Genomic DNA, 22548 nt, shown 5'->3' on the forward strand with positions numbered 1-22548 from the left:
CGCCACTTTATTTTTCCCGGATTTTTACGTTATGTCAGATCGCGACACGCTTTTTTCCGCGCCTATCGCCAGCCTGGGCGACTGGACCTTCGATGAACGGGTAGCTGAAGTCTTCCCGGATATGATCCAGCGCTCTGTTCCCGGTTATTCCAATATTATCTCTATGATCGGCATGCTGGCTGAGCGCTTCGTTCAACCCGGCACGCAGGTCTATGACCTGGGCTGCTCGCTCGGCGCGGCAACGCTGTCGGTTCGTCGTAATGTTCACCACGAAGGCTGTCGGATCATCGCCGTCGATAATTCCCCGGCCATGGTGGAACGCTGCCGTCGCCATATTGACGCGTACAAAGCCCCTGTTCCGGTGGACGTGGTGGAAGGCGATATCCGTGATATCGAGATCAATAACGCGTCGATGGTGGTGCTGAATTTCACCCTGCAGTTCCTGGTGCCTGAAGACCGCCAGCGTCTGCTGGACAAAATTTATCAGGGGCTGAATCCTGGCGGCGCGCTGGTGCTCTCAGAGAAATTCAGCTTTGAAGATGCCGAGGTTGGCGAGCTGCTGTTCAATATGCACCACGATTTCAAGCGTGCGAATGGCTACAGCGAGCTGGAGATCAGCCAGAAACGCAGCATGCTCGAAAACGTAATGCTGACGGACTCCGTGGAAACCCACAAAGCGCGCCTGCGTCAGGCCGGTTTTGAGCACAGTGAACTGTGGTTCCAGTGCTTCAACTTTGGCTCTCTGGTGGCGCTGAAAGCGGGGAATGCGGCATGATTGAGTTCAGCAACTTTTATCAGCTGATTGCCAAAAGCCCGCTCTCCCACTGGCTGGAGACGCTGCCTGCGCAAATTGCCGCCTGGCAGCGGGACCAGCAGCACGGCCTGTTAAAACAGTGGTCGAATGCGGTGGAATACCTGCCCGAGCTGACCCCGCATCGTCTGGATCTCCTGCACAGTGTGACTGCCGAGAGCGCAGAGCCGCTTCCGGCAGGTCAGGTCAACCGCATCGAAACGCTGATGCGTAACCTGATGCCGTGGCGTAAAGGGCCATTTTCCCTTTACGGCGTGAACATCAATACCGAATGGCGCTCTGACTGGAAATGGGATCGCGTTCTGCCGCATCTTTCCGACCTGACCGGGCGCACCATTCTGGACGTCGGCTGCGGCAGCGGCTACCACATGTGGCGCATGATTGGCGCAGGGGCGCATCTGGCAGTGGGTATTGACCCGATGCAGCTCTTCCTGTGCCAGTTTGAAGCGGTGCGTAAACTGCTGGGTAACGACCAGCGCGCGCACCTGCTGCCGCTGGGCATTGAGCAGCTCCCGGCCCTGAAAGCCTTTGATACCGTGTTCTCCATGGGCGTGCTTTACCATCGCCGCTCTCCGCTGGAGCATTTATGGCAGCTTAAGGATCAGCTGGTCAGCGGCGGTGAACTGGTGCTGGAAACGCTGGTGGTGGAAGGTGACGAAAATACCGTTCTGGTGCCGGGTGACCGCTACGCGCAGATGCGCAACGTCTACTTCATTCCTTCCGCGCTGGCGCTGAAGAACTGGCTGGAGAAGTGCGGGTTTGTGGATGTACGGATTGCCGACGTCAGCGTGACCTCCATCGAGGAACAGCGCCGCACCGACTGGATGGTCACCGAATCGCTGGAGCAGTTCCTCGACCCGGCCGATCGCAGCAAAACCATTGAAGGCTATCCGGCCCCGATGCGTGCGGTGCTGATTGCCACGAAGCCGTAGTATTTATCCCCTCACCCTAACCCTCTCCCCACAGGGGAGAGGGGCGAATGGCGAATAAAAAAAGGCCCCTGTTGAAATTGCAGGGGCCTGGTACAAGCAAGCATCATATTGGGCGACATGATGCGCGGTAAAAATCGGTACGTTGCTACACGTGATGGCGCTCAATCAGCGACTTCATTTCCGCAACCGACTCTCCCTCTACACCGTAGCGTGAGTACTCATCCGCTTCAGCATCCGTCGACATTGACAATCCTGTATTGCGATAACGCATGGGCGACGGCATCCATTTGCCTGCCGAGCTGTGCAGCTCTTCAACCCCGGCGTTTAAAAACCGTTCCAGATTGCTGGCACGGACTCCCGCACCCGCCATTATTATTGGAACACCGGAATGGGCTTTTAGTTCCGTAATTAATTGCAGTCCTTTTTCAGCAGACGCCTGCTGCCCAGATGTCAGAATGCGCGCCACGCCCAGTTCGCCCAGCGTATCAAAGGTTTGCAGGGGGTTTTTACACATATCAAACGCCCGATGAAACGTGACGGCCATTCCTTTCGCGGCGTCCATGACCTGACGCATACGCGGCAGATCGATTTCACCGTCTTCATTAAGCAGACCAATGACCAGACCGGGGAACCCCAAATCGCGCACGAGGGCGATATCTTCAAGCATGGCGCCGAACTCACCCGGCGTGTAACAAAAATCGCCGCCGCGAGGACGAATAATCGGGTGAACGGGAACGGTGACAGCCTCACGGGCAGACGTCAACACGCCGTACGAGGGCGTCAGCCCGCCCTCTTTGGGGGCTGCGCACAGTTCGATGCGGTCAGCTCCGTGTTTTTGCGCGGTCACGGCACACTCCACGCTGTAACAACAAATCTCCAGCAGCGCCATTTAATCCTCCTGAAATCCCACTAAATGAATCATCATGACACGCCGGCCGTTTTCCGTCCGGGCGTGAACACACATCTCTTACGCTTCACTGGCAACAATCTGTTCAATGGTCCACGGATGAAACTTCACCGTGACCTGTCCGTCAGTGACGGCAAGCGTCGGGTTAGGTAACCGCTCGCGTTCGCCTTTGGGTGAGCTCGTTTTCACATAAATCCCCGGCTGGCTTAAGCCTTCGTCAGATAACAGCGCCAGCGCGCGCGCGTTCAGTGTTTCAGGCTCACCCGGCAGGACAATTTCGATGTGTTCCCAGCCTTCGTGCGGATAGCGTTTCTCGCCCGGCCACGGCAGTTCAACCACGGTAAATTGCCAGTGCGCCACGCAGACCGGCTGGTGCAGTTTGAACAGGCAAATCGGACGGCCATTAATGATGTTCTCAGAGAGTAACTCGCCACACTGTTCGAACCCGCGACGCCAGCGCTCGGCGGTCGCATTCTGATGGCAGCGCAAAGAGATGTGATCGGCCTCAAGCGGCACGATATCCAGACCAAGACGGGTGGCAAGTTCTGTGAACGCCTGGGTGAAGCGCGGTAAATCTGCGGAAATATCATGCAGTTCGTCAATGGATTGCCAGTTCGCCATAAGTCAGTCTCTTATCGTGTCGCAAAGCCGCTAATTTACTCTGTTGCTCTGTTTTGACCAACCGCTGAATACGGCTTTTTATGACTGCATGATTATGCACACCTTCTTAGCCTGGATTCTGAGCAATCTTCGGCCCCCGCGATGCTGACGCCAGAGGGCATTTGCAGTATACTCCCGCCCTAAATTCTTTAACTGGCGCGGGCGGTTGTAGGCCCGCATCAAAAACGTAAGGTATCCAGGTGAATATTCAGGCTCTTCTCTCCGAAAAAGTCAGTCAGGCACTGATTGCCGCAGGCGCGCCTGCGGATTGCGAACCGCAGGTTCGTCAGTCAGCAAAAGTACAGTTTGGCGACTATCAGGCTAATGGCGTGATGGCAGTGGCTAAAAAACTGGGCATGCCGCCGCGACAACTCGCTGAGCAGGTACTGACGCATCTGGATCTCTCCGGCATTGCCAGCAAAACTGAAATTGCCGGCCCGGGCTTTATTAATATCTTCCTGGATCCTGCGTTCCTGGCAAGCCACGTTGATGCGGCACTGAAATCTGACCGTCTGGGTGTTTCCCGGCCACAAGCGCAGACCGTGGTAATCGACTACTCCGCTCCGAACGTGGCGAAAGAGATGCACGTTGGCCACCTGCGCTCCACCATCATCGGTGATGCCGCGGTGCGTACGCTCGAATTCCTTGGTCACAAGGTGATTCGTGCGAACCACGTGGGCGACTGGGGTACCCAGTTCGGTATGCTGATTGCTTACCTGGAAAAACAGCAGCAGGAAAACGCGGGTGAAATGGCGCTGGCGGACCTGGAAGGGTTCTATCGCGAAGCCAAAAAACACTACGACGAAGACGAAGCCTTTGCCGAACGCGCGCGCAGCTACGTGGTAAAACTGCAGGGCGGCGATCAATACTTCCTCGAGATGTGGCGCAAGCTGGTTGACATTACCATGTCTCAGAACCAGCTCACCTATAACCGTCTTAACGTCACCCTGACCCGTGACGACGTGATGGGTGAAAGCCTGTACAACCCAATGCTGCCGGGTATTGTGGCTGATCTGAAAGCGAAAAACCTGGCGGTTGAGAGCGAAGGCGCAACGGTCGTGTTCCTTGATGAGTACAAAAATAAGGAAGGCGAACCGATGGGCGTGATCATCCAGAAAAAGGATGGCGGCTATCTCTACACCACTACCGACATCGCCTGCGCGAAATACCGTTACGAAACGCTGCACGCCGACCGCGTGCTGTACTACATCGACTCCCGTCAGCACCAGCACCTGATGCAGGCGTGGACGATTGTGCGTAAAGCCGGTTACGTACCGGATAGCGTGCCGCTGGAGCACCACATGTTCGGCATGATGCTGGGTAAAGACGGCAAGCCGTTCAAAACCCGCGCGGGCGGTACCGTGAAACTCTCCGATCTGCTGGACGAAGCGCTGGAACGCGCCCGCCGTCTGGTGGCCGAGAAGAACCCGGATATGCCTGCCGATGAGCTGGAAAAACTGGCCAACGCCGTGGGTATCGGTGCGGTGAAATACGCGGATCTTTCCAAGAACCGTACCACCGACTATATCTTCGACTGGGATAACATGCTGGCCTTTGAAGGCAATACCGCGCCATACATGCAGTATGCTTACACCCGCGTGCTGTCTGTATTCCGTAAAGCCAATATTGACGAAAGCGTGCTGGCGAATGCGACGGTGACCCTCAGCGAAGATCGTGAAGCGCAGCTGGCGGCGCGTCTGCTGCAGTTCGAAGAGACGCTGACGGTTGTCGCGCGTGACGGTACACCGCACGTGATGTGTGCTTACCTGTACGATCTGGCGGGCCTGTTCTCCGGCTTCTACGAGCACTGCCCTATTCTGTCTGCGGAAAATGAAGCGGTCCGTAACAGCCGCCTGAAGCTGGCGCAGCTGACGGCGAAGACCCTGAAGCTGGGTCTGGATACTCTGGGTATCGAAACCGTAGAGCGTATGTAAAAAAAGAAACCCGGCAATCGCCGGGTTTTCTTTTATGCGCTGACGGTGCGACCGTCAGCGGTAGTTCACGATAACGGAATTACTCTGCACTTTCAGCGCCGGGATCAAACGTCCACCGCCCGGTACTTCCCAGATAAAACGTAAAGGCTCGATTGCCGGCACGCCGTTAAACGCCTGGGTCGTACCACTTTCGCCATCGATTTCCGTACAGCGCGTCTGAGAGCAGAGACGGACCTGCAGTCCGGCAGGTGTGGGGCCAATCAGCCTGTAGTTCCAGACCACCAGCCCCATCAGACCGGAAACCGCTTCAGACGGCGACAGCGGGTTAGACGACATGGCGACGCCCCGGTTGCTGAGCGTCACGCCCATGCTGCTTGCCTGCCAGGTGCCTCCCCCGGCAGCCTGTACCGCCAGTGGGAAGAACAAAATCCATAACCATTTACGCATTATTTTCCTCCAATCGTGGCTGTCATGCGGATATGACGGTTATCCGACAGTTCCAGATTCGACAGCACCACCAGCTGATTCAGGCTACGACGCAGGAAGCGCGACAGCAGCGGACGCAGCGCATGATTCACCAGCAGCACCGGTGGCGCTCCCAGCATCTCCTGACGCGCCAGCGCCTCCTGCGTTTGCGCCAGCAGACGATCCGCCAGACCCGGCTCCAGCCCGCCGCCGCCCTGCAGGGCCTGCAGCAGCAGACGCTCAAGCGGCGTATCGAGGCCAATAACCTGCACTTCCCCGGTTCCGGGGAACCACTGCTGGGTGATTGCCCGGCCCAGCGCCACACGCACCACCGCCGTCAGCTCGTGCGGATCGCTTTGTAACGGCGCATGCTCGGCCAGGGTTTCCAGAATGGTACGCATATCGCGGATCGGTACTTTTTCGTCGAGCAGATTTTGCAGCACCTTGTGCAGCGTGGTTAACGTCAGCACGCCCGGGACCAGATCTTCGGTCAGCTTCGGCATCTCCTGGGTCACGCGGTCCAGCAGCTGCTGCGCTTCCTGACGGCCAAACAGCTCCGCCGAGAATTGTCCAATCAGGTGGTTAAGATGGGTCGCCACCACGGTACTGGCTTCTACTACCGTATACCCCTGGATCTGCGCCTGCTCTTTCAGGGCGCTTTCAATCCAGATAGCGGCCAGGCCAAAGGCCGGATCGGTAGTTTGTTCCCCCGGCAGCGTGCCTGCGGCAGTGCCCGGGTTAATCGCCAGCCAGCGGCCTGGATAGGCATCGCCGCTGCCAATTTCGACACCTTTCATCAGAATGCGGTAGCGCGCAGGCGGAAGATCCATATTGTCCCGGATGTGTACCACCGGCGGCAGGAAGCCCATATCCTGGGCGAATTTTTTACGGATACTGCGAATTCGGCCAAGCAGCTCGCCATCCTGCTGGAAATCGACCATCGGGATCAGGCGATACCCCACCTCCATGCCCAGGGAATCTTCCAGCTGCACATCGTTCCAGGTGGCTTCGACGGCCTGGGTGTTCTCCGGCATCTTGACCGGAACAGGTTCCGCCGACGGTTTGGTTTCACGGCCGCGCATCCACCAGGCAAGCCCCAGCAGAGCCGCCGTAAACAGCAGGAAAACGAGGTTTGGCATCCCCGGCACCAGACCGAGTAACCCGAGAACCGCCGCAGCCAGCAGCATGACGCGCGGGTTGCTGAACAGCTGGCCCACCATTTGCTCGCCAACGTCCTGATCGGTACTCACGCGGGTGACAATCACACCCGCGGCCGTGGAGATCACCAGCGCCGGGATCTGGGCGACCAGACCATCACCAATGGTCAGCAGCGTATAGCTTTCCGCCGCGTGGCCCATGTCCATCCCGTGCTGCAGTACCCCCACCAGCAGGCCGCCGACCACGTTAATCACCATGATCAGAATGCCGGCGATGGCGTCACCGCGCACAAACTTACTCGCACCGTCCATCGAGCCGTAGAAGTCCGCCTCCTGGGTCACTTCCGCACGGCGTTTTTTGGCTTCATCTTCGGCGATAAGCCCGGCGTTCAGGTCGGCGTCGATCGCCATCTGCTTGCCCGGCATTCCGTCCAGCACGAAACGCGCGCCCACTTCCGCGATACGCCCCGCACCTTTGGTGATAACCATAAAGTTGATGATAACGAGGATAACGAACACCACGATCCCGATTGCGAAATTACCGCCCACCAGGAAGTGGCCGAACGCTTCCACCACTTTACCTGCCGCTGCCGCACCGGTATGACCTTCCATCAGGATGATACGCGTGGACGCCACGTTGAGCGCCAGGCGGAGCAAGGTGGTAAATAGCAGAATGGTCGGGAACGCGGCGAACTCCAGGGTACGCTGGGTGAACATCGCCACCAGCAGCACCATAATGGACAGCGCAATATTGAAAGTGAAAAGCAGATCGAGGATGAACGCCGGGAGAGGCAATACCATCATCGACAGAATTAGCAGGATCAAAATCGGCCCGGCAAGGATCTGCCATTGGGTCGATTTCAGGTTGCCGGGCAGGCGCAACATTGCCACCAGATTAGCCATCAGTGTCCTTCTCGTTCATAAAATCCAGCGCGGCAGGCACCGGAAGGTTCTCAGGTTTCACAGGCCGTTGACCACCGGCCAGACGCCAGCGCTTCAACTGCCATACCCAGGCCAGCACTTCCGCCACGGCGGCGTAGAGTTGTCCCGGGATCTGTTGTCCAATATCCGCATGACGGTACAGGGCACGCGCCAGCGGTGGGGCTTCGAGGATCGGCACACGGTGTTCAGTGCCAATTTCACGGATACGCAGCGCGATCAGACCCGCCCCTTTCGCCACCACTTTCGGCGCGCTCATTTTGTTTTCGTCATAGCGCAGCGCAACGGAGTAGTGTGTCGGGTTGGTGACGATGACGTCGGCCTTCGGCACGTCGTCCATCATCCGGCGACGGGCGGCGGCACGTTGCATCTGGCGGATACGCCCTTTCACGTGCGGGTCACCTTCCATCTGCTTGTATTCGTCACGGATATCCTGACGTGACATCCGCAGTTTCTTGAAGTGGCTATACAGCTGGAAAATCACGTCAAAACCCACCATCGGGATAATGCTGAGCACCACCAGTAGCGCGCAGAGTCCAACCAGGTTCAGCGCATTGCTCATCGCGGTGAGAGGCGATTCGCTGATAAGGCGCATCATTTCCGGCCAGTGGTACCAGAGGTAAAACCCCGCGGAACTGCCCATCAGTACCGATTTGAGAATGGCTTTAAGCAGCTCAGCCCCGGTTTGCGCAGAGAACATTTTCGCAATGCCCGGCAGCGGGTTCAGCTTGGAAAATTTCGGTTGCAGCGATTTGGCGCTAAAGACCAGACCGCCGAGCATGACCGGAGAGACCAGCGCAACCAGCACGACCCCGGTAATCAGCGGCAGCAACGCGACCATCGCCCCTTTTATCAGCTGAATAATCTGGCTGAGGATCAGGTTCGGGTCGTTGACCATACTGTGGTCAAAACGTAAGCCGGTTGAGAGCATTCCCGCCAGCTTGCGGGCGAGCGACTCCCCACCCCACCAGATGATGCACACCCCTACGATAAGGATCAGCAGGGACGTTAATTCTCGGGATCGGGGGATCTGCCCTTCCTCACGCGCCTTTTCTAGTCGGTGGGGTGTGGGGGCTTCCGTTTTGTCGTCGTTCTCTTCTGCCACAGTGCATGCTCAGCCCATTACGTCACGGGTATCATGCCAGCGCAGCGGAAATCCAATGGCGGGAAAAGCCCGTTTATTCGGGCTCTTTTCGGTGATTCTGGCGTAAACCGCCTCAGGCGGCGTGACCTCCTGAGGCGGAACGAACTATCAGAAGCCCAGGCTGTCCAGCAGATCGTCGACCTGATCCTGGCTTGCCACCACGCCCGCCTTGCTGGCGTCGAGCTGTGGACCATTAAGCAGGCTTTCGTTCTCGCGTTTTGGACGGGCAGCCGGTTCCGGAATGTTCTCCAGCAGCACCATCAGCAGCTGACGCTCAATCTCCTGGATCACATCCATCATGCGCTTGATCACCTGACCGGTGAGGTCCTGGAAATCCTGCGCCATCATGATGTCGAGCAACTGGGCGTTGGTGAAGCTGGTGTGGCCCGGCACATCCCCCAGGAACTGGCGGGTATCGGTCACCAGTTCGCGGGCATCCGCCAGCTCAATCGGGTTCTCAAACCACTCATCCCAGCGTTTGGTCAGCGCTTTCGCCCCCTTTTCCATCGCATCCTGGTGCGGTTGTGACGCTTCAACGCTGTTCAGCGCACGTTCCGCGGCTTGCGCGGTCATCTGAACGACGTAGTCCAGGCGGTCGCGGGCATCAGGGATCGCTTCCGCCGCTTCGGCAATTGCCTGATCCAGTCCCAGCTCACGCAGGCTGTCACGCAGCATGCGCGTCAGGCTGCCGATGCGTACGATGATGTCGCTCGGCGAGTGTTCTTCAACGGGTTTCATAGCAGGTTGCATCATGACCAACACCTCACATGCCGAGTTTCTCGAAGATCTTACCGAGCTTCTCTTCCAGGGTCGCCGCGGTGAATGGCTTCACCACGTAGCCGCTTGCGCCCGCCTGTGCAGCGGCAATGATGTTCTCTTTTTTCGCTTCTGCAGTGACCATCAGAACCGGCATAGAGGCCATTCCCGCGTCCGCACGAATGGTTTTGAGCAGTTCCAGACCGTCCATGTTTGGCATGTTCCAGTCGGAGATAACAAAACCAAACCCGCCCGCCTGCAGTTTGTTCAGCGCGTCAACGCCGTCTTCTGCTTCTTCAACGTTGTTGAAACCCAGCTCTTTCAGCAGGTTGCGCACGATGCGACGCATGGTGGAAAAGTCATCCACAACCAAAAACTTAAGCTCTTTATCCGCCATAAAATAATACTCCTGAGTCAAATACGTATTGCCTGTCCGGCACTGATTTTCGCCAGCATCTGCTGGCTTACCTGGCTAAGATCGACCACTTCGCTCACGCCACCCATATTGATGGCCTCGCGCGGCATGCCGAACACCACACAACTTGCTTCATTCTGCGCAATCGTCCAGGCGCCAGCCTGGTGCATTGCAAGCATTCCGGCGGCACCATCGTTGCCCATCCCCGTCAGGATCACCCCAACGGCGTTGCGCCCCGCATGTTTCGCCACCGAATGAAACAGCACATCCACCGACGGACGGTGCCGGTTAACCGGCGGTCCGTCATGAATTTTGATCTGATAGTTAGCGCCGCTGCGCGCCAGCTCCATATGCTTGTCGCCCGGGGCGATATACGCATGTCCCGGCAGCACGCGCTCGCCGTCTTCCGCCTCTTTCACGCTGATCTGGCACAGCTTGTTGAGACGCTCGGCGAACGAACGGGTAAAGCCTGGCGGCATATGCTGAGTGATCAGAATACCCGGACTCGACAGCGGCAATGGCTGGAGTACATGACGAATTGCCTCTGTTCCTCCGGTTGACGCGCCAATGACCAGCAATTTTTCCGAGCTGAGTAACGGACCGGCTTTTAAGGTCGCCGGTGCGGCCATCGGCTTATGCGCGGCAAGCTTCGCCCGCGACGCGGTGCGGATCTTCTCGGCAATCATTTCGCTGTACGCCAGCATCCCCTCACGAATGCCAAGCTGCGGTTTGGTGACAAAATCCACCGCCCCCAGCTCCAGCGCACGCAGGGTGATTTCCGATCCTTTCCCGGTCAGGGAAGAGACCATCACCACCGGCATTGGCCGCAGTCGCATTAATTTTTCGAGGAAATCTATGCCATCCATGCGCGGCATCTCGACATCCAGCGTGAGCACGTCGGGGTTATATTTTTTAATTAAATCCCGCGCTACCAGTGGGTCAGGCGCAGTAGCCACCATCTCCATGTCGCTGTGGCTATTGATAATTTCAGTCATGATCTGACGCATCAGCGCTGAATCATCGACAGACAATACCCTGATTTTACTCATGCTTTTTCCTTACTCAGCGCATATACCGTTTGCCCACGCAGGCTAAACTCACGCACGAGGTTGCTGAAGTTTTCCGAGTGCCCGGCAAACAGTAAACCGTCAGGCTTGAGCAACGGAACAAACCGACGCAATATGTCCTGTTGCGTCGTTTTATCAAAATAGATCATGACGTTACGGCAAAAAATGGCGTCGAACGGCCCCGGCACGTTGTACTGCTTATCCAGCAGGTTAACGGGCGCGAATTCGACGCAGTTCGCCAGCTCCTGGCGTACGCGTACCAGGCCTTCATGCGGGCCGGTGCCGCGCATGAAATACCGCTGCAGCTGCTGCGGAGAGAGTGTTTTCAGTTCATCCTGGCGATAAACCCCGTTACGCGCCTTCTCCAGCACCTCGGTATCGATATCGCTGGCGTAGACTTTCCAGCGTCCGGGGGCCATTCCCAGCGTGTCGGCAAGGGTGATCGCCAGCGAATAAGGCTCTTCCCCCGTCGAAGCGGCCGCACTCCAGACGCGATACTCCCCGGTGCGACGGCGTGCGTGCTCGGCCAGTACCGGGAAGTGGTGAGCTTCGCGGAAAAACGCCGTCAGGTTAGTGGTTAAGGAGTTAATAAAAGCCTGCCACTCAGCGCTGTTCTGGTTCGCTTCGAGCATGCTCAGATAGCGACCAAAATCATCCAGCCCCAGCGTACGCAAGCGCCGCACCAGTCGGTTGTAGACCATGTCTCGCTTATGATCCGCAAGCACGATCCCCGCACGCTGGTAGATTAACTGACATATCCGACGAAAATGCGCGTCGGACAGCGCGAGGCGCTGTGTCATCTGCAACAATAATGACGTTTGCCCAGGAGGCATTGGTGATGTCATAGCGCCTTCTTAATTACATTCAGGATACAACTGGCACGGCCTGCGACCGCCCGACTTCTGTTACTGCTTCAACGTGCTCTTTGACATTAAATACTGCGACCAGCCCGGTCAGGTGATCCGCCTGACTGGCGAGCTGATCCGTTGCCGCTGCCGCTTCCTCAACTAACGAGGCGTTCTGTTGCGTCACCTGATCCATCTGGCTGACCGCCTGTGCGACCTGTTCAATGCCGCGACGCTGCTCATCCGACGCAGAGGCAATTTCGCCCATGATGTCGTTTACCCGCGTGACGGAGGTGACGATCTCATGCATGGTTTGCGCCGCCGTATCCACCAGGGCGGAGCCTTGCTGAACGCGTGACACCGACTCTTCAATCAGGCCCTTAATTTCTTTCGCCGCGTTGGCGCTGCGGCTCGCCAGGTTACGCACTTCTCCTGCCACCACCGCAAACCCGCGTCCCTGCTCACCGGCACGTGCCGCTTCCACCGCGGCATTCAGCGCCAGTATGTTGGTCTGGAAGGCGATACCGTCAATTACGCTGATGATGTCACCAATTTTCTGCGAGCTGGCGGCAATCTCCTGCATGGTGCTGGCGACATGAGAGGCCTGATCGCCGCCCTTCTTCGCCGTCATGGCCGCCTGTTTTGACAGGTCAGACGCCTGACGCGCGTTATCGGCGTTCTGGCTTACCGTCGCGGTCAGTTGCTCCATACTGGCCGCCGTCTGCGCCAGGGAGGCCGCCTGCTGCTCGGTACGGGAGGAGAGATCGTTATTGCCCGCCGCAATCTCTGAGATGCCGGTGTGCATGGCATAACTGCCCTGACGCACATCGGATACCGTTTCCCGCAGCGCGCCCTGCATCGCCTTCAGGCTGGCAAAGATCGCCGAAATTTCGTTCTTACCGAACACCGCCACCGGGCGCGCCAGGTCCCCCTTCGCAATGCTGTCGAAGTGGCTGCTGATGATCGCCAGCGGCTGCACAATCATTTTGCGCGACCAGAGCAGCGCGGCGCCGGTCAGCAACCCTGCCAGAATCACCACCACGGCAAAGATCACGCCCGACATGTGATAGCTTTTACGGCTGTCTTCGCCGGCACGCTGAACAAACTGGTTGATATCCTGCTGCCAGGCGTTAAAGCTGTTGTCAAACGCCGCCTGAGAGGCCTGGACCGGCGCGGTCATAAAGTCCGACAGCTGGTTGTTTTCAAGCCAGGTCGCCTGGTGGTCCAGATCGCTGTACCACTGTTCAAAGTTCTTCTTCATGGCGGCCTTCAGCGCTTTCGCTTTCTCGCTGTCGGCGGCCTGTGCCGTAAAGGTTTTAAACTGTGCGTCAGCCTGCTTCAGGCTGTCGCGCGCGGTGGCCATCAGCGCTTTGATATCATCCGGCGGATAACTCAGCGCGGTTAAGGTTCCCGCCTTATTCAGCGCAGTGCTTGCCTGCAACAGCACGGCACGGGTTTGTGCCAGTGCGGAGCGCTGCTGATTACTCGCCTCAACATCCTGCAAATTCTGATAGCCATCGCGAAACGCCCAAAAAGACAACCCGTTACTGCCAACCTGCAACACACCGCAAAGGATCAGAATCAAAAACAGTGTGGTCGAGATACGAATACGATTTAACATCCACGCTCCCAATAAGCGGCAAGCAGCCGCGGTTTAAATGTCAGTCAAAATGTTTCCCAGTTTTCATCTTGTCCGGTCGTTGCAGAACGCGTACGGTTTGCCGCCGATACAGCGGCGGGTGCGCGATACGTCGCCTGCGGGGTGACCGTATTTCCAGCCAGTGAAGCGAGACGAAACGCCGAGACGGCCATCTTCAGACGGCTCGCCTGGTCTTCCAGAGCAGCGGCCGCCGCAGCGGACTCCTGCACCAGCGCGGCGTTTTGTTGTGTCACGCGATCCATTTCCGATACCGCCAGGGCGACCTGGTCGATACCACGACTCTGCTCATCAGACGCAGAGGCGATTTCACCCATGATGTCCGTCACGCGGGTAACGGCATTCACGATGTCATTCATGGTCTCCCCGGCGCTCTCCACCAGCACGGAGCCGGTATCTACGCGGGAAACGGAATCTTCAATCAGCGATTTGATCTCTTTTGCCGCATTGGCGCTGCGGCTGGCCAGGTTGCGAACTTCCCCGGCCACCACGGCAAACCCGCGCCCCTGCTCGCCCGCACGCGCGGCTTCCACGGCGGCGTTCAGGGCCAGGATGTTGGTCTGGAAGGCAATACCGTCAATTACGCTGATGATGTCGGCAATTTTCTTCGAGCTGTCGGCGATTTCATGCATGGTCTTCACCACGCCGTCCACCACGCGACCGCCGCGCTGCGCGGTCTCGGAGGCACTTTCAGCCAGCTGAGACGCCTGGCGGGCGTTATCGGCGTTCTGCTTCACGGTCGCGGTGAGCTGCTCCATGCTGGCCGCCGTCTCTTCCAGCGCCGATGCCTGCTGTTCAGTGCGGGAAGAGAGGTCGTTATTCCCCATCGCAATTTCGCTGGTGCCGGTATAGATGGCATCGGTGCCGCTACGCACGTTGGCAACGGTATCGATAAGTGAACGCTGCATATGGTCAACGCTGTTGGCCAGTTCGGTGATCTCATTGCGCCCGGACACGGTCAGCGTTTTGGTCAGGTCGCCGCCGGCAATCTCACGAATGTGAGCAATGACGCGACCGAGCGGGTTTAGCAGGATATGACGAATGCCGTACCAGACCGCGACCAGCACAATGACCAGCGCCAGCGCCATCACCGCCATCTGCCATTTTGCAAAGCGGTAGTCATTCTGGCTTTCAGTAAAGGCCGAGTGATAGAGATCCCCGCTGGCTTTGGCATACTCTCCCAGCGCCGCGCCGAGCGCGTTTTGCATCCCTTGCGTAGGCTGCGCGAAATAGGCGTCCATGTTGCCGCTCTCCAGGAACTGAATCAGCTCCGTCAGACCGGCATAGTAGGCGTTGTATTTTTCATCAATATTCTGGCTCACCTGCTCCATCGCAGGCTGCGGGGTGATCTTTTTAAAGGCGTCGTAGTGTTTAGCGGCGTCAGCAAGCGTGGCGCGGGCATTCTTTAACAGATCGGTTTTCGCGCTGCTCTGCTGATTGTTGGGATCCATCATCATGCGCGCGGACGAGCGGCTCAGGTTAATACGCGTTTGCAGCATCAGATCCCACGTGGAGGTGAGTTCACTCTGCTGCAGGCGGAGATCGTTCGAGGCCGCAAAGCTGTCCTGGTTCTGTTTTAATGACGAGAAAAAAAGCCCGCCGGAGATGAGCTGAAGAAGTGCGAAAATGACCAGCACCATCATGAGCATTGTGACAACGCGGATACGGTTCAACATACAACACCTTCTCATAGATTTATTAACGGTGTTATCGGCACAGCCCACAGGAACTTTACATTTGCGAAAGGGAAAAGCGCGGGGGTTAAAACGCCACGTCGACAATCAGCGTGTCGGTGTAGGTTCCGGCGGGTGGCGTGGTCTGGCTGGTCAGGACTTTGGCGGTGTAGTTATAGGTGCGCAGTAAACCGTCAGCGCTGACCTGCGATGAGGTTGCGCTGGTCCAGCGCTCGCTGCCGCTACTGCCCCAGCGGTTAGTCGTGGCTTCTTTATAGATGTCATAACTCAGATAGTTACTGCCGCTCACCATCCGGCGCACGTTATTCAGCGCGTTGGCACCATTGTTAATGCCGATGGTATAGGTACTGCCTTTGGTACAGGTCACGGCAATCGCCTGTGAGACGGTCGGGAAACTTTGCACCAGCGGCGCGCTGTTAAAGTTAACATCCGGCGTGGTCATGGCGCTGCAGTCGTTGGTAACGGTCATATCCAACGTGATGCTGGTCCCTTTCGTTCCGGTCTGAAGCCCCGACAAACAGGCGTTGAGCACGCCCACCGAGCAGACGCTATAGGTGATATCAAAGTTAAGCGTCACCTGATAAGGACCGGCGGACACATTTTGCCCCGGGACCGTCCGGAAATAGAGAGGGATATTGTATTGTTTGCCGCCGATCAGGTTTAACAAGGTACTGCTGTCCCAGGTATAGGTTTTACTGGTTTGCACTTCGCTGTTGTTAGCGCAGCCCGACTGCCCGCACAGACGCGTCGGGATCACATCCGTAATGGTCGCGTTATCGGTACGCTTCATGGTCGCCCGACCATTGGCCGAAACGGTTGCTGAGACAAAATTAAGCGTGATGGTGTCCCCGGTCAGCAAGTTCAACAGCGCATCACAGGCCACGACCAGCGTACCGGTAGTGGCCACTTCGCCAGATCCACTCAGCGCGAATGAGGTCACACTCCCAAACGCGGCGTTGACCGTACTGACCCGACAGTCAGCCCAACTGCCGCTGGTCACCAGCAGCAGAAGCATAAATAGCAGGCGCTTCATGGCCCCTCCCGACAAATCAGCGGGCCGTAGGTTTGCAGCTTATGCTCGGGATTCGCCCCCATGGTCAGGGTTGTCGTGCAGCGTTTTCCGTCAGGTGCAATCACCTCCAGCGGGTTCACATCGTTAAGGTTTTCCAGCCATGCGATGCCGTCATACCCCACCACCGCATTGCTGCGCGAGGCGCGTCTGACCTGACTGCCCACCGGGAGCGCCTGCCCGTGCGCGTCGTGCAGGATCACGCTCGCCACCCGCTCCTGCTCCATGGGAAAATCCACCAGATAGCCGCTGTGACGCCGGATAGCGATCCGCCGCTCGGTCTCTTTTAGTCGGGTATCTGCCGGCAGATTCAGGGTATCAATGCGGTAGCTTGCCGGGTAATAGGCCGACACCCCGCTGACCAGCAGGTAACCGTTGCGATTGGTTTTCCCGACGGGCTGGTTCTCATAGCTGACGGGGACATCCGGGTGGCCGTCAGTGCTGATGACCACAAACGCGTCGTTGATCTTGTTCGCCGCAAACAGCTCGCCGTCCATCAGGACAATCGCGCCCATCGCCTCGCCCCACCAGGTCATCATCTCCCTTTCGCCATAGCCGCCGCCCTGCAGCTCAATCGTGTTGTTGCGCCAGCCCAGCGTGCCCTGCTGGTAATCACTGGCTTTCGACTGGTTGGCCCACGCCATGTTCCAGCTAAACCCGCCGTCGGAGGGCATGGAGTGGTTGTAGTTAATGCGCTGGGTGCTGCCTGCTTGCGGGGTATGTTCAACGGTGACGGCGGCGCTGTCGAGGGCGCCCAGCGGCACCTGCAGCGACAGTGCGACCGTCCAGTCTCCCTGCTGCTGGTCCCGGCTCGCGGCGAGATAAATACTACTCGCCCCCCACAAATTACGGCTCCAGGAGAGGTTCAGCAGCTCCGTTTTTTGACTGTCAAAGCTCTCCACACCGATCCAGGCCGCCCCAATGTTGCCGTACTGCCCCAGATTGAAGGTCAGCGAGTACTGGTCCGTATTACGGCTAAAGCTGGCGATGGGCCTGTCGTTTTCGTCATAGACCGTCGGCTGGTCGTAGAGGGCGAGATTGCCAAAGCCACGGTCGCGGCGCGAGTGCTGGGTGGCCACGCTAAACTCGCTGGTGCTGTACTGGTAACCCCAGTTGACCTGCCCGCCGGCATCCCCGCCCATGCGGCTTTGCGTGTAAGCGGTATTCACCACGCCAAACTGGCCGAGCTTAAGCACCGTCCCCACCCCACCCAGCGCCAGCGCCTGCGCCCCTTCCGCGTGGCCTTCCAGCGTCAGCCAGTCCGTTACCCCATAGCGATACGAGCCGCTGCCTGCCGCAGAGCCGTAGTCGAAATTCTTTATGCCGTAATTGCGCCGCAGGCTGCCCAGGGTCACGGCGCCATCGCTTAGCCCTTGTTTCAGCAGATCGCTGGTGACATAAAACGGTAGCGTGGTGCTCACCTGGCGCCCCAGCGCATCGGTGGTGACCAGCACCGCATCCCCGGCGCCGTTTATATAGGGCAGATTGGTCAGCGTGAAGGGACCCGGCTGAAGCTGGGTTGAGCCGGAGCGATAGCCATTGATAAAGAGATCGACCGAGGTGGGTACCGCGGCGTCCCCCGAGAACTCGGGCAGCGGCCATGTCACCAGATCAGGGCGCAGGGAGAAATCCCGCCCGACGCTGATCCCACCCATCCGCACGCTGGAGCTCCAGGTCAGGGCGTCGCTAATCACATCGCCCACGCTCCAGCTTATGGCATCGTCTTCGTTTGTGAACAGCAGGGTTGTGTCATAGCGGACATACCCTTCCTGCTGGCCGTCGTTACCGGTGAAATTTTCCCGCGCGTAGCCGGTGGAGGAAAACGAACCGTTCTCGTTGAAGTAGCGAAACTCATGCCAGAGCGAGGCCTGACCGCCGATATGTTCCGTGTGGTTGGTGTAGAGATCGTAATTGAGCAGCGCACCGCGGCCAAAGTGCGGTTTGGTCTGCGCCGTTTGCGCACCGAAGGGGGTCACGCGGGCAGTAACCCAGTCGCGGGGAACGGTCAGCAGCAGGCGCTGGGCGGCACTGTCGTACTCCACCCTCACCCGGGAAAGCGAGGAGAGATTCACCTCGCCGGTGGGGACATGCTCCGGGGGCAGCCCTGCGCGCAGCAAATCGGCGCTGGAGATAAAGAACGCGCCTTTACGTTGCGTCACCGGCACGACCAGGCCGGTATCGTAATGGTTCAGGACGAGGGCAAGCTGAAAGACGGCCTCATCATTGATCGCCTGCGCCCGGGGAGGCGGCGGGAGAGCATCGTCGCCGGGCTCAGCCCAGGTCGCGGAACTGACGCAAAGCAGAATCATCATGACCGGCGTCAGTTGACGGGCGTCGACTGCCATTGTGCGTCCCTGGCATTAATCTGCGCGCTCATCCGCTCTGGCTGACGTACGCCTGCGGGTATCGGCCAGCTGCGGCTGCTGCCCGGCAGGACATAACCCAGTAATCCCTCCGCAATCGTGCGTTTCTGCCCTCCCTGCTCCAGCGCGACCTGACTCAGCCTGACATGGACATCCCCCCGATTCTGCACCTCCAGGGCCGGTTGTCCGCCCGCCTGCGTGACCCGCCAGCTCAGATTTCGGGTCTCCACCACCGCGTGATGCGCGCCCTCTTTTATGGTCGGGATCCCCAGGCCATAAACAAACAGCGGAATGGAATAACGCATCTGTAACTTGAGGCCGATGGCGGGTTCGGCTTTAACGTCAGCCTGAGGGATTTCATCCACAATAATGCGGTAGGCTTGCTCGACGCCCGCAGGAACGGAGGCCTGTTTGATCAGGCGAATAAGCTGTTTACTGCCGGCGGCAATCGTAACGATCGGCGGGCTGGCGACCACATCCTGCTGCGCGGTATAACGTTCGTGCCCGTTCTCCTGCTTCCAGCGCACAATGCGCACCTGCATCGTCGTCGCGCTGTTTCCCTGGTTCTGGATCCACAGCTCCGTGGCCTTAGCGTCTGCCGCAAGCCACGGATCGATAGGCCATAACAGTATGGTGGCGGCCGCCTGTACCTGGCCTGTTGCCGCCAGAAACAAGGCCCCCGCCAGACCAAAACGTCTGAAAAATGGCTTCATCGACACTCTCCCTTTATTACCATGACAAGGTCACGGTGAGCTGATCGGAATAGGTTCCTGCCGGGCTGAACCCGGTCAGTAGCGCCACGCCAAAAAGCGGCAGCGCGATATTATTGCTATTGCTATAGGTCACTGGTATCGCCTGGTTGACGCCTATTTCGCTGTTGGCAGCCAGTGAACTGCTGCTGTAGAGCCGGTATCCCACCATTTCCGGGCCATTGGTCCGTTTCATACGGCGAAGGGAGGCGTAATTTTGACCGCCATTGATGCTCATGCTCAGCGCCACGCCAGGCGTACAGGCAATGGACAATGCGCCGTTTGGTACAAAGCTGGTGCTTACCGGCGCGCTCTCGACACCGTTATGGCTGCCAAAATCCAGCGTACCGAGAAGGCCTCCGCTGCCGGTGGCCACCGCGCAGCCCGGTACAATGGTGGCGCTAACCTTAAAGGACTGTGATGTCACCGCCTCCGCCGTGGGCAGCATGAGCAATCCGACCATCAGCGCGAAAAATGGCTGCACGTGTCCCTCTGCGCATTTGCGCAGACCTCTAAGAGATGCCGTCATGGCCGTGCTGAACTAATAGGTTACGCTGACGTTTATCGTGTCGGTGTACGTGCCCGGTACGACCGTTACGCTGTTACCGCCGCCGGTAATACGCCCGTAAAGAGTGTAACTGTCGACGCCACCCGCCGTAGAGGCGGCCGACAACGCGGTGTTATTGGCAATTACGGAGTTAAATCCGCTGTCGCTATACAGGCTGTACGCCACGCCCTGCGCCGCATTGGCCGTATTGACCAGATAACGCGCAGGGGTGCCCGGAGTCCCGACCACGGTACCGGGTGCGGTGGAGTTGGCGTTGCCGGTGATCGCCACCGAATAGCTGGCGGTGGTGCACTGGATGGTGAAGGTGTTTCCGCCGCTGGCGCCGGTTAATTGTGTGGTCAGGGTGGAAAACGTTGCAGGATGGGTGCCGAAATCCAGCGTACCGAAATTAATCCCATTTTGCGTGGGCGATCCGTTGATCAGACAACCATTTGTCAGCGTCAGCGTGGCCCCGATGGTGCCGCTGCTGGTCACGGCCAACGCCTGGTGGATGGTTGTCGCAATCAGTAAAGTGCCAGCGCAGATCAAAAGGCGTTTTCTTTTCATTTACCACCCTCCAGAAGACATTTCCGTTCCCATGCCACTTTTTATTTCGAGTGTTCAAGATGTTAGCCCCGCTTAACGTTCCTCTGAGGGGGTTATTGAGAATTTAGTTTACGGATATCGCTTCGACCACCCGGCGCATGGCAGGACACACCAATGTCTTATTGACACAGTTTATTTATAAAAAACAGAATGTTAAATTGAAAAGCAGAAATATTTTGCCGCTTTTACGGAGGATATATCCGCAAAAATGTGATAAGCGTCACAATATATCGTCAGCGCATTAACAACAAAATTAATAAAACTTAAAAAGGAGTTGTAACCCCCTACCGTTTGCGTCAATTTATGTGCCGAATAATTTCCCGCGTTGTAATAAAAAATTTATATGTATCGACGCGGGCTCCATCAGAAGCGCATAGAGGGTCTTTTTTCGTGGCAAGTGCAAACAAACTCACACTCTTCATCGTGATATTCATGCTGGCGGGTATTCTTTCAGGGGCAGCAATTCATGAGTATGCATCTGCGGATGCCATCAAAGCCTGGTCGGATAACATTACCCTTCTGACCGATATCTTCCTTCGTCTGATCAAAATGGTCATTGCCCCCCTGGTCTTCAGCACGCTGACCGTTGGCATTATGAAACTGGGCGAAACCTCCACGATTGGTCGCGTTGGGGGCAAAGCGATGGTGTGGTTTATCAGCTCATCCGTGCTCTCAATTCTGGTCGGCCTGTTTATCGTCACCCTGGAGCATCCGGGGAGCGGCCTGAACCTGACTATCCCTACCGAAGCGGTTGATACTGGCCTGGCCGTGGGCGGCATGACGCTGAAGGCGTTCCTCTCTCACACCATTCCGACCAGTATCGCTGGGGCGATGTCGAACAACGAGATCCTGCAGATTGTGGTGTTTTCAATGTTCTTCGGCATTGGCGGCGCGTCGCTGGGGCAGAAATTCAACGCACCGCTGGTGGCCGCGCTGGATGTGGTTTCCCATATCATGCTGAAGGTGACGGGCTACGTGATGTACGTTGCCCCGCTGGCAATTTTCGCGGCGATTTCTTCCGTAATTGCCACGCAGGGTCTTGGCATTCTGTTGAATTATGCCTCCTTTATTGGCGGCTATTATGTTGCCATTCTTCTCACCTGCATGGTGCTGCTGGCCGTGGGTTACATGGTGTTGAAAAAAGAGGTGTTCCGTCTGGTCAGCATGCTGAAAGACCCGGTACTGGTGGCGTTTACCACCAGCAGTTCTGAAGCCGCCTATCCAAAAACGCTGGAACAGCTGGAGCGTTTTGGCTGTTCACGCAACATTGCCTCTTTCGTGCTGCCGATTGGCTACTCCTTCAACCTGGTGGGTTCGATGGTGTACTGCTCGTTCGCCTCGATGTTTATCGCGCAGGCGTACAATATTCATCTGAGCTTCTCGGAAGTTACCGTTCTGATGTTGACCCTGATGCTGGCTTCAAAAGGGATTGCGGGCGTACCGCGCTCTTCGCTGGTGGTGCTGGCCGCGACGATCCCAAGCTTTAACATTCCGGTGGCTGGTATTCTGCTGCTGATGGGGATTGACCACTTCCTGGATATGGGCCGTTCGGCGATTAACGTGCTGGGGAATGGTATTGCGACCGCGATGCTGTCGCAGAATGAAGGCGCGCGGGACGCGGACGCTGAGCTGGTGGAGCAGGAAGTATAATGGCATAAAAAAGGGGGGGAGGCCTGATGCCCTCACCCCAGCCCTCTCCCGAAGGGCTGAGGGATCCCCAGTAATTTTTTACCTGAAGCGATGAACGTTGCTTTAGCAAAATTAATGACTTACAGCGATGCCCTGGTCCGGCTGTAAATCGCCGAAGCGTTTCCGTAAGGCCGGGGCGAGG

At 57.6% G+C, this 22548-nt stretch carries 20 protein-coding genes; 4 read left to right on the plus strand and 16 right to left on the minus strand.

Going from position 1 to position 22548, the window contains the following annotated elements:
* The first annotated feature begins 31 nt into the window (after nt 1–31).
* Entirely contained in the window at nt 32–775 is a 744-nt protein-coding gene (cmoA, locus tag C1N69_RS13720; RefSeq protein ID WP_025756931.1) for a carboxy-S-adenosyl-L-methionine synthase CmoA, read from the plus strand.
* Nucleotides 772–1743: a tRNA 5-methoxyuridine(34)/uridine 5-oxyacetic acid(34) synthase CmoB gene (gene cmoB / locus C1N69_RS13725; protein ID WP_025756932.1), complete on the plus strand. Its 972-nt coding sequence runs from the start codon at nt 772–774 to the stop codon at nt 1741–1743. Before cmoA ends, cmoB begins: the two co-directional genes overlap by 4 nt.
* Before the next feature lie 145 nt (nt 1744–1888).
* On the opposite strand, the gene cutC is transcribed toward cmoB, so the two are convergent.
* On the minus strand, nt 1889–2632 hold the full coding sequence (gene cutC, locus C1N69_RS13730; RefSeq protein ID WP_155031383.1) for a copper homeostasis protein CutC: 744 nt from the start codon (nt 2630–2632) through the stop codon (nt 1889–1891).
* Nucleotides 2633–2710: 78 nt separating this feature from the next.
* Nucleotides 2711–3271, minus strand: a complete 561-nt coding sequence (locus C1N69_RS13735; RefSeq protein ID WP_155031384.1) for a VOC family protein — start codon at nt 3269–3271, stop codon at nt 2711–2713.
* A 239-nt stretch (nt 3272–3510) separates the two neighbouring features.
* Here C1N69_RS13735 and argS point away from each other — a divergent pair, with 239 nt between their 5' ends.
* Nucleotides 3511–5244, plus strand: coding sequence for an arginine--tRNA ligase (gene argS / locus C1N69_RS13740; protein ID WP_155031385.1), 1734 nt, complete (start codon nt 3511–3513; stop codon nt 5242–5244).
* 54 nt (nt 5245–5298) lie between these two features.
* Here the strand turns inward: argS and flhE are convergent, their stop codons facing one another.
* From flhE to C1N69_RS13810, 14 genes are all read right to left on the minus strand, one after another.
* Nucleotides 5299–5691: a flagellar protein FlhE gene (gene flhE / locus C1N69_RS13745; RefSeq protein WP_047958967.1), complete on the minus strand. Its 393-nt coding sequence runs from the start codon at nt 5689–5691 to the stop codon at nt 5299–5301.
* On the minus strand, nt 5691–7769 hold the full coding sequence (flhA, locus tag C1N69_RS13750) for a flagellar biosynthesis protein FlhA (protein WP_045285655.1): 2079 nt from the start codon (nt 7767–7769) through the stop codon (nt 5691–5693). Before flhA ends, flhE begins: the two co-directional genes overlap by 1 nt.
* The gene (flhB, locus tag C1N69_RS13755) at nt 7762–8910 is read right to left on the minus strand and encodes a flagellar biosynthesis protein FlhB (RefSeq protein ID WP_025756937.1); all 1149 of its coding nucleotides are present in this window, start codon (nt 8908–8910) and stop codon (nt 7762–7764) included. The genes flhA and flhB overlap by 8 nt, the downstream gene beginning before the upstream one ends.
* A 147-nt stretch (nt 8911–9057) precedes the next feature.
* On the minus strand, nt 9058–9702 hold the full coding sequence (gene cheZ, locus C1N69_RS13760; RefSeq protein ID WP_008500432.1) for a protein phosphatase CheZ: 645 nt from the start codon (nt 9700–9702) through the stop codon (nt 9058–9060).
* Between the two features lie 10 nt (nt 9703–9712).
* Nucleotides 9713–10102 carry a chemotaxis response regulator CheY gene (gene cheY / locus C1N69_RS13765; RefSeq protein WP_008500431.1) on the minus strand — a complete coding sequence of 130 codons (390 nt, stop codon included), beginning with the start codon at nt 10100–10102 and terminating at the stop codon, nt 9713–9715.
* A gap of 17 nt (nt 10103–10119) precedes the next feature.
* Entirely contained in the window at nt 10120–11169 is a 1050-nt protein-coding gene (locus tag C1N69_RS13770) for a protein-glutamate methylesterase/protein-glutamine glutaminase (protein WP_014884341.1), read from the minus strand.
* Entirely contained in the window at nt 11166–12032 is an 867-nt protein-coding gene (cheR, locus tag C1N69_RS13775; protein ID WP_008500429.1) for a protein-glutamate O-methyltransferase CheR, read from the minus strand. The genes C1N69_RS13770 and cheR overlap by 4 nt, the downstream gene beginning before the upstream one ends.
* Nucleotides 12033–12051: 19 nt before the next feature.
* Entirely contained in the window at nt 12052–13653 is a 1602-nt protein-coding gene (gene tap / locus C1N69_RS13780) for a methyl-accepting chemotaxis protein IV (protein ID WP_025756938.1), read from the minus strand.
* A 44-nt stretch (nt 13654–13697) separates the two neighbouring features.
* Complete coding sequence (gene tar / locus C1N69_RS13785) at nt 13698–15365, minus strand: methyl-accepting chemotaxis protein II (protein ID WP_025756939.1); 1668 nt, start codon at nt 15363–15365, stop codon at nt 13698–13700.
* A gap of 85 nt (nt 15366–15450) precedes the next feature.
* Nucleotides 15451–16416 carry a Csu type fimbrial protein gene (locus tag C1N69_RS13790; protein ID WP_104557107.1) on the minus strand — a complete coding sequence of 322 codons (966 nt, stop codon included), beginning with the start codon at nt 16414–16416 and terminating at the stop codon, nt 15451–15453.
* On the minus strand, nt 16413–18797 hold the full coding sequence (locus C1N69_RS13795) for a fimbria/pilus outer membrane usher protein (RefSeq protein WP_155031386.1): 2385 nt from the start codon (nt 18795–18797) through the stop codon (nt 16413–16415). The genes C1N69_RS13790 and C1N69_RS13795 overlap by 4 nt, the downstream gene beginning before the upstream one ends.
* Nucleotides 18773–19528 (minus strand): fimbrial biogenesis chaperone, encoded by a 756-nt coding sequence (locus tag C1N69_RS13800; RefSeq protein ID WP_047958971.1) that lies wholly within the window; start codon nt 19526–19528, stop codon nt 18773–18775. The genes C1N69_RS13795 and C1N69_RS13800 overlap by 25 nt, the downstream gene beginning before the upstream one ends.
* Before the next feature lie 16 nt (nt 19529–19544).
* Nucleotides 19545–20093 carry a Csu type fimbrial protein gene (locus C1N69_RS13805; RefSeq protein ID WP_047958972.1) on the minus strand — a complete coding sequence of 183 codons (549 nt, stop codon included), beginning with the start codon at nt 20091–20093 and terminating at the stop codon, nt 19545–19547.
* A 12-nt stretch (nt 20094–20105) separates the two neighbouring features.
* Complete coding sequence (locus C1N69_RS13810) at nt 20106–20678, minus strand: Csu type fimbrial protein (protein WP_155031387.1); 573 nt, start codon at nt 20676–20678, stop codon at nt 20106–20108.
* A 429-nt stretch (nt 20679–21107) separates the two neighbouring features.
* Between C1N69_RS13810 and C1N69_RS13815 the strand changes: the two genes are divergently transcribed.
* Nucleotides 21108–22367: a dicarboxylate/amino acid:cation symporter gene (locus C1N69_RS13815; protein WP_025756945.1), complete on the plus strand. Its 1260-nt coding sequence runs from the start codon at nt 21108–21110 to the stop codon at nt 22365–22367.
* Nucleotides 22368–22548: the final 181 nt, after the last annotated feature.

The organism is Enterobacter sichuanensis (assembly GCF_009036245.1).
Lineage (GTDB): Bacteria > Pseudomonadota > Gammaproteobacteria > Enterobacterales > Enterobacteriaceae > Enterobacter > Enterobacter sichuanensis.